The 13,906-nt window shown below is 49.1% G+C and carries 13 protein-coding genes; 3 read left to right on the forward strand and 10 right to left on the reverse strand.

What is annotated here, in order from left to right:
• Positions 1-115: 115 nt before the first annotated feature.
• The 10 genes from GXP22_06015 to GXP22_06060 all read right to left on the reverse strand — a co-directional run bounded on the left by GXP22_06015 (position 116) and on the right by GXP22_06060 (position 10,962).
• Positions 116-661, reverse strand: coding sequence for a class I SAM-dependent methyltransferase (locus GXP22_06015; protein ID NOX09029.1), 546 nt, complete (start codon positions 659-661; stop codon positions 116-118).
• Positions 662-766: 105 nt separating this feature from the next.
• The gene (locus tag GXP22_06020) at positions 767-2,218 is read right to left on the reverse strand and encodes a potassium transporter (GenBank protein NOX09030.1); all 1,452 of its coding nucleotides are present in this window, start codon (positions 2,216-2,218) and stop codon (positions 767-769) included.
• Positions 2,208-2,351, reverse strand: a complete 144-nt coding sequence (locus tag GXP22_06025) for a hypothetical protein (protein ID NOX09031.1) — start codon at positions 2,349-2,351, stop codon at positions 2,208-2,210. Before GXP22_06025 ends, GXP22_06020 begins: the two co-directional genes overlap by 11 nt.
• Before the next feature lie 49 nt (positions 2,352-2,400).
• Positions 2,401-3,774: a Trk system potassium transporter TrkA gene (gene trkA / locus GXP22_06030; GenBank protein NOX09032.1), complete on the reverse strand. Its 1,374-nt coding sequence runs from the start codon at positions 3,772-3,774 to the stop codon at positions 2,401-2,403.
• A gap of 272 nt (positions 3,775-4,046) precedes the next feature.
• Complete coding sequence (locus GXP22_06035; protein ID NOX09033.1) at positions 4,047-5,402, reverse strand: sigma-54-dependent Fis family transcriptional regulator; 1,356 nt, start codon at positions 5,400-5,402, stop codon at positions 4,047-4,049.
• Positions 5,403-5,428: 26 nt separating this feature from the next.
• Complete coding sequence (locus GXP22_06040; GenBank protein NOX09034.1) at positions 5,429-7,603, reverse strand: HAMP domain-containing protein; 2,175 nt, start codon at positions 7,601-7,603, stop codon at positions 5,429-5,431.
• Positions 7,585-8,145 (reverse strand): DUF4390 domain-containing protein, encoded by a 561-nt coding sequence (locus tag GXP22_06045; GenBank protein NOX09035.1) that lies wholly within the window; start codon positions 8,143-8,145, stop codon positions 7,585-7,587. The genes GXP22_06040 and GXP22_06045 overlap by 19 nt, the downstream gene beginning before the upstream one ends.
• 3 nt (positions 8,146-8,148) lie before the next feature.
• The gene (gene rsmB, locus GXP22_06050) at positions 8,149-9,471 is read right to left on the reverse strand and encodes a 16S rRNA (cytosine(967)-C(5))-methyltransferase RsmB (protein NOX09036.1); all 1,323 of its coding nucleotides are present in this window, start codon (positions 9,469-9,471) and stop codon (positions 8,149-8,151) included.
• A 3-nt stretch (positions 9,472-9,474) separates the two neighbouring features.
• Positions 9,475-10,410 carry a methionyl-tRNA formyltransferase gene (locus tag GXP22_06055; GenBank protein NOX09037.1) on the reverse strand — a complete coding sequence of 312 codons (936 nt, stop codon included), beginning with the start codon at positions 10,408-10,410 and terminating at the stop codon, positions 9,475-9,477.
• Between the two features lie 18 nt (positions 10,411-10,428).
• Entirely contained in the window at positions 10,429-10,962 is a 534-nt protein-coding gene (locus GXP22_06060; GenBank protein ID NOX09038.1) for a peptide deformylase, read from the reverse strand.
• A 140-nt stretch (positions 10,963-11,102) separates the two neighbouring features.
• Here GXP22_06060 and GXP22_06065 point away from each other — a divergent pair, with 140 nt between their 5' ends.
• Genes GXP22_06065 through GXP22_06075 form a run of 3 tightly spaced genes read left to right on the forward strand, consistent with a single transcriptional unit; the run spans position 11,103 to position 13,819 of the window.
• Positions 11,103-12,137: a LysM peptidoglycan-binding domain-containing protein gene (locus GXP22_06065; protein ID NOX09039.1), complete on the forward strand. Its 1,035-nt coding sequence runs from the start codon at positions 11,103-11,105 to the stop codon at positions 12,135-12,137.
• A gap of 48 nt (positions 12,138-12,185) precedes the next feature.
• Positions 12,186-13,316 carry a DNA-protecting protein DprA gene (dprA, locus tag GXP22_06070; GenBank protein NOX09040.1) on the forward strand — a complete coding sequence of 377 codons (1,131 nt, stop codon included), beginning with the start codon at positions 12,186-12,188 and terminating at the stop codon, positions 13,314-13,316.
• Positions 13,317-13,339: 23 nt separating this feature from the next.
• The gene (locus tag GXP22_06075; protein ID NOX09041.1) at positions 13,340-13,819 is read left to right on the forward strand and encodes a DUF494 domain-containing protein; all 480 of its coding nucleotides are present in this window, start codon (positions 13,340-13,342) and stop codon (positions 13,817-13,819) included.
• The last annotated feature ends 87 nt before the right edge of the window (positions 13,820-13,906 follow it).

Here is a 13,906-nt window from a genome sequence, read left to right on the forward strand (position 1 = left end):
CAGGCCGGATATATGGAAGCAATCCTGTCACTGTTAAAGGTTCACAATGTCTTGCAAACTGGGAGGAGACCATATATGCGTACCACGCACCTTAAACTGGTGCGCAGTGCGCACCCTACCTCTGTGCGACTAGTAACGCTTCATTACGTAGACCCTGGCTAACATCCCCCTGACTACCCTCTTCCCGATAGATCAGAGGATGCAGGTCAGCGAATAAATCGAGTAACTCACCACGCGCCAAACGATACTGAGGATTCCTCGGCCCACCATCGCTCACTACATCACGGATAAAGGTCTGATAAAACAGCAGGCCACCCGGTCTTAGTGCCTGCATTAAAAAGGGTGCCAGATCTCGCTCCAGAAAATAGCTCACCACAATCACATCAAATGTCTCAATCTCAGGGGGAGAATCCTCCACATCCCTTACCTCAGCCAGTATCTTCAATTCATTGCTCGAGGCATAAGCAGACAAACCCTTAATAGCAGCCTCAGAGAAATCCCAAGCCGTCACCTGCAATCCTCTTTTCGCCAATAACACTGCATTACCACCCATGCCACAGGCCAGGTCTAATGCGTATCCATGATCGGGCAACAAGTGCTGGTACTCGGACAAGACGTAACAAGATTGAGGGTGCGCAACCGCCTGACTCTGATAATGCATCTCCCATTTCTTCGAATGGTGCGCAGTGCGCGCAGTGCGCACCCTACCCATCCGTGCCACCCCCATCAATGGTAGGGCGCGTACCACGCACCAGGATAGCTGTCATCAACGTCGCCAAAAGGTGGGGCTCAATAAAACCAGGATAGTAAAGATCTCCAGTCGACCCAACAACATGGCAAAGGACAATACCCACTTTGCCGGATCAGCCAGATCACCATAATGATAAGCGACAGCCCCCAAACCTGGACCCAGATTATTCATACAGGCTGCCACGGCTGAAAATGCTGTCACCTGATCCAGTCCCATCGCCATTAGTAACATCATCATTACAACAAAGGCCGCTACATAGGCAGAGAAAAACCCCCATATTGACCGGATCACCCGATCAGACATCACCTTCTTGCCCACCTTAACGACAATCTGCGCACTCGGATGCACCAGTTGTTTAATCTCTCTCATACCCTGCTTGATCAACAACAGAAAACGAATCACCTTAATACCACCACCCGTCGAACCCGCACAACCACCAACAAAGCTACTCAACAGCAGCAGCGTCGGCAAAAAAATGGGCCAGTGATTATAATCGACTGAGCTAAACCCGGTGGTCGTACCCATGGATACCACATGAAAAACCCCTTTAACCAATACCTGGTCAATACTGTCAAAGACCTCATATTGATAAAGATAACTCAAGGTAATCAAGGAGGTCGTCCCCAGCAATAATAGATAGACCTTGACCTCAGTATCCATGATATAGGCAGTCAGACTTTTTGAATTCCACGCCAGAAAATGCAGTGCAAAATTCATCCCTGCCAACAACATAAACACAATAGCAACCACCTCAATGGCAGGACTATTAAAATAGCCTATGCTCAAATCATGGGTAGAAAAACCACCAATCGCAATTGTCGAAAAGGCATGCGCCACCGCATCAAATAGCGTCATCCCTGCCACCCAGTAAGCCAAGGTGCACGCCACAGTAAGCCCAAGATAGATATACCAGAGTGCCTTCGCCGTCTCGGTAATGCGTGGAGTGAGCTTGTTATCCTTCATCGGCCCCGGGGTCTCGGCACGATACAATTGCATACCACCGACACCCAGCATCGGCAGAACGGCAACCGCCAATACAATAATACCCATACCACCCAACCACTGCAGTAGTTGCCGATAAAACAATACCGCATGGGACAGATCATCAATACCGGTAATCACCGTAGCCCCCGTGGTAGTCAAACCAGACAAGGACTCAAACACCGCATCGGTGATACTCATATTGGCACCGTCAGGATGCAACAACGGTATCGAACCAACAACAGCAAGAACCGTCCAGAACAACATAACAACGAAGAAACCATCACGTACCCGCAGCTCCTTTTTATTATTTCGATAAAAAGACCACAGCACAGCACCAATGATTAACGGTGCAAAAAAACCATCGCTAAAGGCCTGGGATGCCCCGTCACCATACCACCAGGCGATACCGAGTGAAGGCAGCATGGTGATACTAAATAGCATCAACAACAAACCAAAGATACGAAGAATGTTTTTATACTGCATGGCATTGCCACCTTATTAACTCAAGGGACAGGGATTGTTCTTCTCTAACAAAGGCCGTCAGCCGCACGGACGCGGCTGTCGAGCCACCATGGATGGTTTCACGGCATGCCTTTGTTAGAGAAGAGCGATTCATGTCCCGGACTTACCAAGCCTATTACTCTCAATGAAAATCATAGGTGACATCAGATAAACGTAATACCAACCTGGAACATCCGTTCCACACTGGCAATATGTCGCTTGTCCGCTACAAACAGAATAATATGATCCTCAGACTCAATAACGGTATCATGATGAGCAATAACCACATCATCACCACGAACGATGGCACCAATATTAATATCCTTAGGCAGCTTAAGCTCTTCCACAGTACGCCCGACAACCTTTGAGCTATTACGATCACCATGCGCCACCGCCTCAATCGCCTCAGCCGCACCACGGCGCAGGGAATGAACCGCGACCACATCACCTCGTCGCACATGGGTTAATAATGAGCCAATGGTAGCCTGCTGTGGTGATATAGCAATATCAATCTCACCGCTTTGTACCAAGTCCACATAGGAAGCACGATTAATCAAAGACATCACACGCCGGGCACCCAGACGTTTAGCCAGCATCGCCGACAGAATATTCGCCTCATCATCATTAGTTAACGCACAGAACACATCGGTATTCTCAATATTCTCTTCCGTCAACAAACTCTCATCCGCAGCATCACCTAACAGCACAATCGCTTTATCCAATATCTCGGATATCTTGCGTGAACGGGCTGGGTTGCGTTCGATCACCTTAACCTTATAACGCCCCTCAAGTGCCTCGGCAAGCTGGATGCCAATATTACCGCCACCGGCTAATATCACGCGTTTGATTGGCTTATCCAGCTCCCTCAACTCACGCATAACCGTGCGAATATTCTCCCTGGCAGCGACAAAGAAGACCTCATCATCCACCTCAATAACCGTATCACCGTCCATTGGGATCGACTCGCCCTCACGAAAAACAGCCGCCACCCGTGCCTCAATAGTAGGAATATGTTTGCTCAAATCCCTGAGCTCATGCCCCACCAAAGGACCCGAGTTATAGGCGCGAACAGCCACCAACTGCACCCTACCACCAGCAAAGTCCAATACCTGTAAGGCACTCGGGTGTTCAATCAAACGCAGGATGTAATCCGTCACCAGTTGTTCAGGACTGATCAATAAATCAATCTGCAGCGCATCCTCACCAAACAGACGCGGATAATCCAGGTATTCATTTGAACGCACACGCGCAATCTTGGTCGGTGTATGAAAAACAGAATAGGCAATCTGGCAGGCCACCATATTCACCTCATCACTATTAGTCACCGCCAGCAACAGATCGGCATCCTCCGCACCCGCCTGTCTCAACACCCCGGGATGAGAGGCATAACCCACCACAGTACGAATATCAATACGATCCTGGAGATCATGTAACAACTCCGCATCCGTATCGACCACCGTAATATCATTGGCCTCACTCGCCAGATTACGCGCAACAGAACTCCCCACCTGCCCCGCACCTAATATTATTATCTTCATCGTCTACCTGCTACACCCATTAACCATAATCTAAACGCATAATCCATATTCAATCTGTCAAGGGTACCACCACTACCCCATAAACGGCTAGAGACCGGCAGATTCAAAAAAAAACAATCCTTACCGCCCCGTTAACTCAAGAGACAGGAATTGCTCTTCTCTAGCAGAGACCCTTGCCCGCATGGACGCGGGCATGGAGCCACCATGGATGGTTTCACGGCGCGTCTCTGCTGGAGAAGAGTGATTCATGTCTCGAACTCACCAGGCACTTTTTAATAATCAATCCCCAAAGACTTCAATTTCCGATACAAATGCGTCCGCTCCATACCACTAATATTCGCCAATTTTCCCACACTCCCCCCGGACTGTTCTAACTGCCGCTCCAGATAAAGTTTTTCAAACTGCTCGCGCGCCTCACGCAAAGGAAGATCAAATGAGATCGGCATCTCTACCGTACTGCCATGAACACCCGACAGCGAACTAATCGCTGCCTCTACTTCATCCAAACCAATCTCATCACCCGTACCCAGTATCAACAACCGCTGCACCATATTCTTCAACTCACGAATATTCCCCGGCCAGGTATAATTACGCAATCTATTTTGTGCTGCAATCGAAAAATGTCGATAAGGCAAGTTTTCCTGATTAACAAAAAAGTCAACGTGATAACTGAGTAACTCCGGTATGTCTTCACTATGTCCCTGTAATTCGGGAACCTCCAGTGGCAATACATTTAAACGAAAATAAAGCGCCTCGCGGAATCGTCCCTGCCTAACTTCATCCTCCAGATCATGCTGGGTAACGGCAATAATCCGTGCATTTAGCCTAACCGCTTCCTTGCCACCCACACGCATAAATGAACGTGTTTCCAGCGCCCCCAATAAATAAACCTGGGTCTGCTCATTCATATCGGCAACATCATCTAGATACAGAGTTCCGGCATTGGCCTGCTCTAATAAACCATAATGCACACCCTCTTCATCTTCACTACCAAACAAGGCTTTATCGGCATCATCCTTCGAGATCGATGCCACACTCACATCAATAAAAGCTCCGTCTTTATACAGACTATGTTCATGCAAATAATGGGCAAGCACCTTACGTCCACTACCCGTCAAACCACGAATCAGCACCACCCCGTCATGCTGCGCCATACGAACCGCTTGTTCACGTAGCCCCTGCATTACTGCACTGCGCCCAATCGGCTCGGTCATTCCATGCACCTGATGACGTAAACCAACATTCTCTTTCTGTAGCTTATCGACCTCAAGCGCCCGCTCGATAGTCACCAGCAATTTAGCCAGGGAGATCGGTTTTTCAATAAAATCGTAAGCACCTAGACGGGTCGCCTCTACTGCCGTTTCAACTGAACCGTGACCGGAAATCATAATCACTGGACAAGGCAGACCATCACCATCCACCCATTCACGCAACAAGGTAATGCCGTCAATACCCTGCATCCAGATATCCAGCAATATCGCATCTGGCCGACGCGACTCCAGCAATTCTATTGCCGCCTCTGCGCTCTCAGCCACACTCACATCGTAACCTTCATCCAACAGGATGTCCTGTATTGAAATACGAATATCAGGCTCGTCATCAACGACCAGAATATGTGCAACTGTCATAAGCTTAATACCCCGTAATCACCGCTTCACAAATCTGCCAACTGAAAACGCACGCTAATCTGCGCACCGCCCTGCGACCTATTTTTGATATAAATCATACCACCGTGCTCTTCAACAATCTTTTTAACAATTGCCAGACCCAGCCCCGTACCCCGATGCTTGGTCGTTACATAAGGCTCAAATGGGTCTTCCATCAATGCGTCAGAAAACCCTGGCCCATCATCCTTGATTAATAATTCGACATAGCTTCCCTTTTGATCCTCCAGGACATTCCCTGAGACCCATACATGCGGATGCTCATTATTACTATTGGCTTCAATAGCATTCTTGATCAGATTATGTGCCAGTTGCCGGATACGCAAAGCATCCGCCTGTATCATACAAGTGCCCGCATCAAGATCAACCTCAAAACCAATATTTGAGTGACTCACCTGATAAAGATCAACCACTTCCAGCAACAGAACATTCAAATCCAGCAATTCTTTTTGCATATGTGGTGTACGCGCATACTCGGAAAAGGCATTAACCATGGTCTTCATTGCCTCAACTTGCTGCACAATCGTATGCGTCGCTCGATCCAGCACCTCGGCATCGGCAGGATCCATCTTAGCCAGATATTTATGCCGCAAACGCTCGGCGGACAACTGAATCGGGGTTAAAGGATTCTTGATTTCATGCGCCAGACGTCGAGCCACCTCACTCCATGCCGCATCTCGCTGCGCCTGTAACAGGCTCGTCACATCATCAAAAACAATAACCTGACCATCATCACCCAGCCCCGATTGCACTTGCCGGGCACCACGACAAAGGCACACCCGCCTGCCCTGATCACCCTGTAACACGACCTCTTCATCCCAATGCAACTCACCCTCGGAACCATGCGTATAAATCAACTCCATCAATGGTAACAAGAACGGATAACGCTCCTGAATAGCATCAATGGGCTCCCCGATACAATGCTTTAACTGAACACCAAGGATATGTTCAGCAGCATCATTCACCATCGCCAATTTGAAATCAGCAGAAAAGCTCATAACGCCTGATGAAATACTCGCCAACAACATCTCAAGATAGGCGCGCTGCCCTTCAACCAATAACTGACTCTTGTGTGCATCATCCCTGGCGCGTGACAGGCGCGCTGTCATTTCATTAAACGAGGTCACCAGGAAACCCAGCTCATCATTACCCGGCACCGGTAAGCGTTTGTCATATTGACCTTCAGCCACAGCACGCGTTCCTTCAGCAAGATCACGAATTGGCGCAACCATTTTACGCGCCAGATAAAAGGCTCCCCATACCGCAGACAACAGACTCAACAATAAGACCAATGACAGGGTCAGGATATAACTGTATTTCAAAGACTCGCGTAGAAAAGCGAGTTCCTTATAACGTGAAAAGGCCTTTTGCACAGACTCAGCTCGCCGACTAAAACGATCCGGCACAAGATACAATGCCTGTAAAATATGCCCTTCTCTGAGCGGGTCGGCGCGCGGCACCAAAACCACTGCACGCACATGCAGCCCACTATCACTCATCGGATCAAGCCCGACATAAGAGTATCCCTGATGCACCTGCAACAAAACCGAATCGGTTGGTCTACTAGGAACAACATTACCAATATCAACACTACTTGAAGCAATAATCCTGCCATTATCACCTAATATCGTCAGCTCCTGTGCACCACTACGCACACGCAAATCATAAAGTCCTAACGGTGCCATCGCACCCGCCACATCTTTTAATTCAATCGCCATCTTTTCCGTCATGGATAACATGTCTCGCAGCCTCAAATCAAATGAGCTACGGCTCAACTCCAGTGAATCCTGCAAAGCATCCTCCACGCGCACATCAAACCAGCTATCAATACCTGTTTGCAAGGATTGCAGGGAAAAGTAATAAACCACAGAGACTGGCGCAACCGAAAGGGTGACAAACATCAGCACCATACGCACTGTTAATCGAGCACCCGCCACGCGCTGACGATACTGACGTGCCAACCAGTAAAGATTAATACCAATCAGCAGAATAAGGACAAAGATACCAATGACATTGGTGAGTAACAACCAGAGATAGGATTCATCAAATTGCGTTGAGTTATGTGTCGCGTTGTTCATAAAGGACAACGACACCAATAACAAAAAAAATAACAGCAACATCGGCCATACACTACGGCCTAGTCGTTTCAGGGTTGCAATGGCCATGAATACCACTCACTCAACAGATTCCACCGGGACAGTGTATAGGCCTGTAATTTCATTGGCGTGGGCAAGGACTCCTTATCCAACACAGCACGCAACTGCGCAATATAAAAATCACCTACCGATAACAAACGCTGATCAAGCATGGGGAAATCCCTTATGTTACCGATAAACTGCAAGGCATCATCCAGTTGACGGAAGTTCTGCTGCAGCCCGGTGCTCACATCGATAACCAGATAACGCTCACTCAAGGCATGGTAACGTAATTGATATCTCAGACTGAGCTCGGCAATATTGGCATTCCACATCCAGTCACGCTCATTAACCACCTTAATCTGTAACTCAATCACCAGATCAACACCACTGAGCAATGCCTCTTTCATCACCGATGCCAACCTGAAATCAATATTGGCATCCAGACGATAGACCTCATCAACCACTCGTGTTTCAGCATTCTTCACCCGAAACTCAGCAGTCAATTCATCAGCAATGGTGATACCCACCCAGCCAAACAACAACAAACAGGCAAAAAAACGTATCAACACAAGCTACTCTCTCCCGCTTGTCTTAAGTATCGCGGCATAGTAAAAACCATCCATGCCCTCTTCACCCGGCAAGATCTGTCGACCACACAAACGTTGCTGCCCCCACTGAGCATCAAACTCCACCTCTTCAGCATCTGCATGCTGCGACAAAAAGCCACTAATCTGTTCCTCATTCTCTGCCTTCATAACCGAACAAGTCGCATAAACCAAACGCCCACCAGGTGCCAGTAATGACCATAAGGCGTTAAGGATACGTGACTGCAACTCAACCAGACGATCAATATCCTTACGCCGTCTCAATAATTTGATATCCGGGTGTCGTCGAATAACACCTGTTGCTGAACAGGGTGCATCCAGTAATATACGCTCAAATGGCTTGCCGTCCCACCAGTCATCAATCTGTGCCGCGTCACCGACCACCAACTCCGCGTGTAATTGTAGTCGCTGCATATTCTGTGCGACCCGTTGCAGACGTTGCTCATCAATATCCAGGGCAATCAACTGCTCCAGTCCTGCTGTCTGTTCCAGTATATGTGCGGCCTTACCACCGGGTGCTGAACAGGCATCCAGTACCCGCATACCCGGCTGCACATCCAGTAGGCTCGCCGCTATTTGTGCCGCAGGATCCTGTACCGAGACCCAGCCCTGATCAAAACCCGGCAGACTCTCTACCGCCAGTGCGTGTTCCAGGCACAAGGCCTGACCTGCATAGCGATGCAAATCAGCTTTAACTTCCTGCTGCTGTAATTTATCCCGATAAGACTCGACAGCCACCTTTTGTTCATTCACCCGCAATGCCATCGGTGGATATTGATTATTGGCCTCGGCAATCGCCTGCCAACAATCTGGCCAATCCTTACGCAAGGCCTGTAATAACCACTGTGGATGCGCCCAACAACTGATGTCATCCTGATCCAGTTCGGCATCCAGATCAACTCTATTACGTTGATAATTACGCAATATGGCATTAACCAGTTTCGTTGCCCAACTGAACCCCAACTCGCGCGTTACCTGTACGGTTTCATTCACCACCGCATGGCTGGCCACCTTCATATACGCCAACTGATAGAGACCCACCAATAACAAGCTATGTAATGCCCGGTCTTTCTTTTTGAAGGGCTTATGCAACAGTTTCCCCAACAAGACATCCAGCCGCGGTTGCCAACGCAATACACCGTAGACGATCTCCTGTACCAGCGCCCTTTCCTTTTGCCGAATTAAACGCTCCATCCCCGCAGCCAACACATCGGATAAGGAACGACCATCCACTAGTACCTGTGTTACCACCCGGGCAGCACAAGCCCTGGCTGTTAGCCCCTTAGCCATTAGTCAGGATCGCCCCAGGACGGTATCGTCCAGCTTGTGCGCATTAACAAAATCACCCGCACTAATCCGGCGCGCCCCGGCAAGTTGCACCTCCAGTAGACGAACCACACCTTGTCCACAGGCAATCTCAATCCCCTGCTTACCCGTTTTCAACACCTGTCCGGCAACCCCGCTATCCAATAAATGACCCTCCAGCCGTTCAGCTCGCCAGATACGCAGAGATTTATCGGCCAGCCAGGTAAAGGCCACCGGCCATGAATTGAAGGCCATCACCTGCCGCACAATCTGTCCGGCATCCAGCGACCAGTCAATCTCGGCCTCCTGTTTTTCCAGTTTCGCGGCATAACAACTCTCATCCTGCTGCGGCAGGGCCGTTAAAGAACCCGCAAGAATCAACCCCAGTTGCGCCACCAACAACTCCGCACCCAACGCAGATAAACGATCATGCAGCTCACTAGCCGTCTCTGCTACACCAATGGGACAGCTGCATTCTGCATAGATATCACCCGTATCCAGCCCCACATCCATCTTCATCAGGCAGACCCCGGTCTGCTCATCACCCGCCAAAATTGCACGCTGAATCGGTGCTGCACCGCGCCAACGGGGTAACAGGGAGGCATGCACATTGACACAACCACGACGCGGCAAATCAAGCACCACCTTTGGCAGAATCAGACCATAAGCCACTACGACCATTAAATCGGCTTTCAGTTCAGCCAGGGCCTGTTGTACATCCGCATCTTTGAGATTCAACGGCTGCCTGACCTCAATACCCTGGTCTAGAGCCAGCACCTTGACCGGACTTGCCTTTAACTTGCGCCCCCGACCTGCCGGGCGATCAGGCTGGGTATAAACAGCCACGATATCATGTCCGCAATCAATCACTGCCTGAAGACAGGGCACAGCAAAATCCGGGGTTCCCGCAAATATAATTCTCATACCCATAGTATTCGTTACTTACAACTGAGCATGCGATGTCACATCAACATGCAGCCCACGCTTGCGTTCCTTTTCCAGTTTCTTGCGGATACGATGTTGTTTAAGACGCGTCAGGTGATCAACAAACAAACGACCATTCAGGTGATCAACCTCATGCTGAATACAAATAGCCAGCAGCTCATCTGCTTCCATTTCAAAGGTTTTGCCCGACGTATCCATCGCTCGAACACTGACACTCTCTGCACGCGTCACCTTCTCGTAAACACCCGGCACCGACAGGCAACCCTCTTCCATCTCTTCTTCACCCTGCAAGGTAATAATCTCGGGATTAATCAGACAGAAAGGCTGATCCTTGTCTTCACTGACATCAATCACAATGATACGTTGATGGATGTCAACCTGGGTGGCAGCCAGCCCAATCCCCGGTGCCTCATACATGGTTTCAAACATATCCTCGACGATTTGTTTCAGCCCATCATCAAAGACCGTCACTGGGACAGCCCGGGTGCGCAAACGTGGATCAGGGAAATGTAATATATTGAGTATCATGATGGTGATTATACGGTAAATTATGTGAATTTGTCGGGTTACGACTATGCGTAACCCGACAACAGCTTATGAGAACAAGGTCACTTCCCATCGCTTACTCATACAGTTAAGATAGGGCAGGTACAATACTCAGGGTCTGATCAATGAAATTAAGCTATTACATAAGTTTACTCGTATTCCTGCTATGCGCCCCACTGGCTCATGCCGATGTCATCAGCTTAAAAGAAGGGCATCCTGAACAATACGTGGTGAAAAAAGGGGATACCCTGTGGGATATTTCCGGTCACTTCCTGCAACACCCGTGGCAATGGGAAGAGATCTGGGATATCAATTCACAGATCAAGAACCCCCACCTGATTTACCCCGGTGACCTGATCAATCTGGTCTATGTTAATGGTGTGCCGCAATTACAAATCCAGCGCGGCAGTTCTACCCTTAAATGGTCGCCCAAGACACGCATACAACCCTTAAAAACCCGCATACCCACCATCCCCAGGGATATTATCGACCAGTTCCTGAGCCATACCATCGCCATTGATAAAGACCAACTGGCGCATGCTCCCTACACCATCCATGACCCCAAAAGCCGCCTGTTAAATGCCGCCGACGACCGCATCTACGCACGCAATATCGACCCCGCAAGCAATGCCAAACGTTACCGTATTTTCCGCCCGGCACAACCCTATATTGACCCTGATAGCGGTGAAACGCTGGCCTATGAGGCTGTCCACCTGGGTGATGCTGATCTCGTTGCCTATGGTGATCCTGCCATCTTGCGCCTGACTCATACCCGTATGGAGGTGCGTAACCATGATCGCCTACAACCGGTTATTGAGGATAAATCCGCCCATGAATTCGTGCCCCATACCCCACCACAAGAGACCCAGGGCAAGATCATCTCGGTACTCAACGGAATCAATCAGATTGGCCAATATCAGATTGTTGCCCTCAACCTGGGCAAACAGGACTCAATTGAAGCCGGTCATGTCTTTGCCATCGACCAGATGGGGGCAACCATCGAGGACACTTCGCAAAACCCAGTGAGTGAATATGTCACCTTACCCGATGAACAAACAGGATTACTTATGGTTTTTCGTAGCTTTGAACGCATCAGTTATGCCTTGATTATGGAGGCCAATCGACCGGTTCATATCAGTGATATTGTGCGCGCACCCTGAACATCAAGCCCATAACCCGTATATCTCACATCAAGGAGGATGGCGAATATGAACTTCAACACCTTGCCCGAAGAAACACTACGTCAATGGCTCGCCCTGTTACGGGCACCCGGCATTGGTGCCATAGGCTTTCAGAACCTCTTGCAAGCCAGCGAAAATATTAATGAAATATTCAATAATTACCGAGGATTACGACTAAAAAAAGCCCTTCGAGAAGAAACCTGCCACTATCTGGATCGGCCTGACTGGGACGCTGTCGACAGGGATATGCACTGGCTGCAACAAGCCAATAACCATATTGTTAGCCTACACGATGCACACTACCCCACGTTGCTCAAAGAGATCAGTGATGCACCCCCACTATTATTCCTGCACGGCAATATAGAAGCCTTGTGTGAACCACAGCTCGCCATCGTCGGTAGCCGCAACCCCAGCCCCAGCGGTAAGGAAACCGCACAACAGTTTGCTCATCACCTGGCAACCACCGGTTTAACCATCACCAGCGGTCTAGCACTGGGCATTGATGCCGCCAGCCACCATGGTGCCCTGCGCGCACAAGGCAGCACCATTGCCGTGATGGGAACGGGGCTGGATCGTATCTATCCAGCTCAACACCATGACCTGGCACACCGCATTGCCGTTCAAGGTCTGTTGGTCTCTGAATTCCCGCCTGATACCCGTGTCAGACCGGAAAACTTTCCACGACGCAATCGCATTATCAGCGGTCTGAGCATCGGCACCCTGGTGGTTGAGGCTGCGATACGCTCAGGCTCACTCATTACCGCACGCTGTGCCGCCAATCAAGGCAGGGAGGTCTTTGCCATACCCGGATCCATCCATAACCCTCTGGCTCGTGGCTGCCATCAACTCATCCGTAATGGTGCCAAGCTAGTTGAAACCGCTGCCGATATACTGGAAGAACTAGCACCCCTAGCCAGTATTGCCCTACAACAAGCCACCGTAGAACCACCTGAAATTTCCTCCGATTCACAAGCAGACATCCCGGAAATAGACGCAGAATACCAACAACTACTCAGTTGTATCGATCATAGCCCCGTCAGCATTGACCAACTCATCGAACGCAGCCAGTTAAGCGTGGAAACACTATCATCCATGCTACTAATCCTTGAATTTAAGGGACATATCACTGCCAATAATGGTGTATACTGCAAATCTTAATAAGAGATTAAGGGCTCCCTGGCATGAAAGAAGACATACTCGACGTGTTGATGTATTTGTTCGAGAACTATTATATGGATGATGACATCGACATCCGTCCTGATCGTGAATCATTACAGGTCGAACTGCTAGAAGTTGGCTTTCCACCCATTGAGGTCGGCAAGGCCTTTGACTGGCTGGAAGGTCTCGCTGCTCAACACAACGATTCCCCCCTGCTAACACAGAATCAGCATGCCATACGACTATTTACCGACCAGGAAAATGATCGTCTTGACGTTGAGTGTCGTGGTTTTCTAATGTTTATTGAGCAAATGGGCATCCTCAACCCGCATAGCCGTGAACTGGTCATCGACCGTGTAATGGCACTGGATGCCGAGGATATTGATATCGACCAGCTCAAGTGGGTGATTCTTATGGTGCTATTCAACCAGCCCGGTCAGGAGGCTGCCTATACCTGGATTGAAGACCTGGTATTTGAAGAGTTTTCTGGCAGCATTCACTAAATTCGGAAAATTAATATTTTAGTGTTTTTTATTTTTTGTATATAAAACAATGTCTTACACAATAAACCCCCTGTTGCATGTATTTTA

This window comes from Gammaproteobacteria bacterium, assembly GCA_013151035.1.
In the GTDB taxonomy this organism is placed as follows: Bacteria; Pseudomonadota; Gammaproteobacteria; order JAADJB01; family JAADJB01; genus JAADJB01.

Bases quoted from the DNA above. Each gene is read 5' to 3' on its own strand.
- GXP22_06035 (NOX09033.1), bottom strand. From the start codon at position 5,402: ATGACAGTTGCACATATTCTGGTCGTTGATGACGAGCCTGATATTCGT.
- GXP22_06025 (NOX09031.1), bottom strand. From the start codon at position 2,351: ATGAATCGCTCTTCTCTAACAAAGGCATGCCGTGAAACCATCCATGGT.
- GXP22_06020 (NOX09030.1), bottom strand. From the start codon at position 2,218: ATGCAGTATAAAAACATTCTTCGTATCTTTGGTTTGTTGTTGATGCTA.
- GXP22_06075 (NOX09041.1), top strand. From the start codon at position 13,340: ATGAAAGAAGACATACTCGACGTGTTGATGTATTTGTTCGAGAACTAT.
- dprA (NOX09040.1), top strand. From the start codon at position 12,186: ATGAACTTCAACACCTTGCCCGAAGAAACACTACGTCAATGGCTCGCC.
- GXP22_06015 (NOX09029.1), bottom strand. From the start codon at position 661: ATGCATTATCAGAGTCAGGCGGTTGCGCACCCTCAATCTTGTTACGTC.
- GXP22_06040 (NOX09034.1), bottom strand. From the start codon at position 7,603: ATGGCCATTGCAACCCTGAAACGACTAGGCCGTAGTGTATGGCCGATG.
- GXP22_06065 (NOX09039.1), top strand. From the start codon at position 11,103: ATGAAATTAAGCTATTACATAAGTTTACTCGTATTCCTGCTATGCGCC.
- rsmB (NOX09036.1), bottom strand. From the start codon at position 9,471: ATGGCTAAGGGGCTAACAGCCAGGGCTTGTGCTGCCCGGGTGGTAACA.
- GXP22_06055 (NOX09037.1), bottom strand. From the start codon at position 10,410: ATGAGAATTATATTTGCGGGAACCCCGGATTTTGCTGTGCCCTGTCTT.
- trkA (NOX09032.1), bottom strand. From the start codon at position 3,774: ATGAAGATAATAATATTAGGTGCGGGGCAGGTGGGGAGTTCTGTTGCG.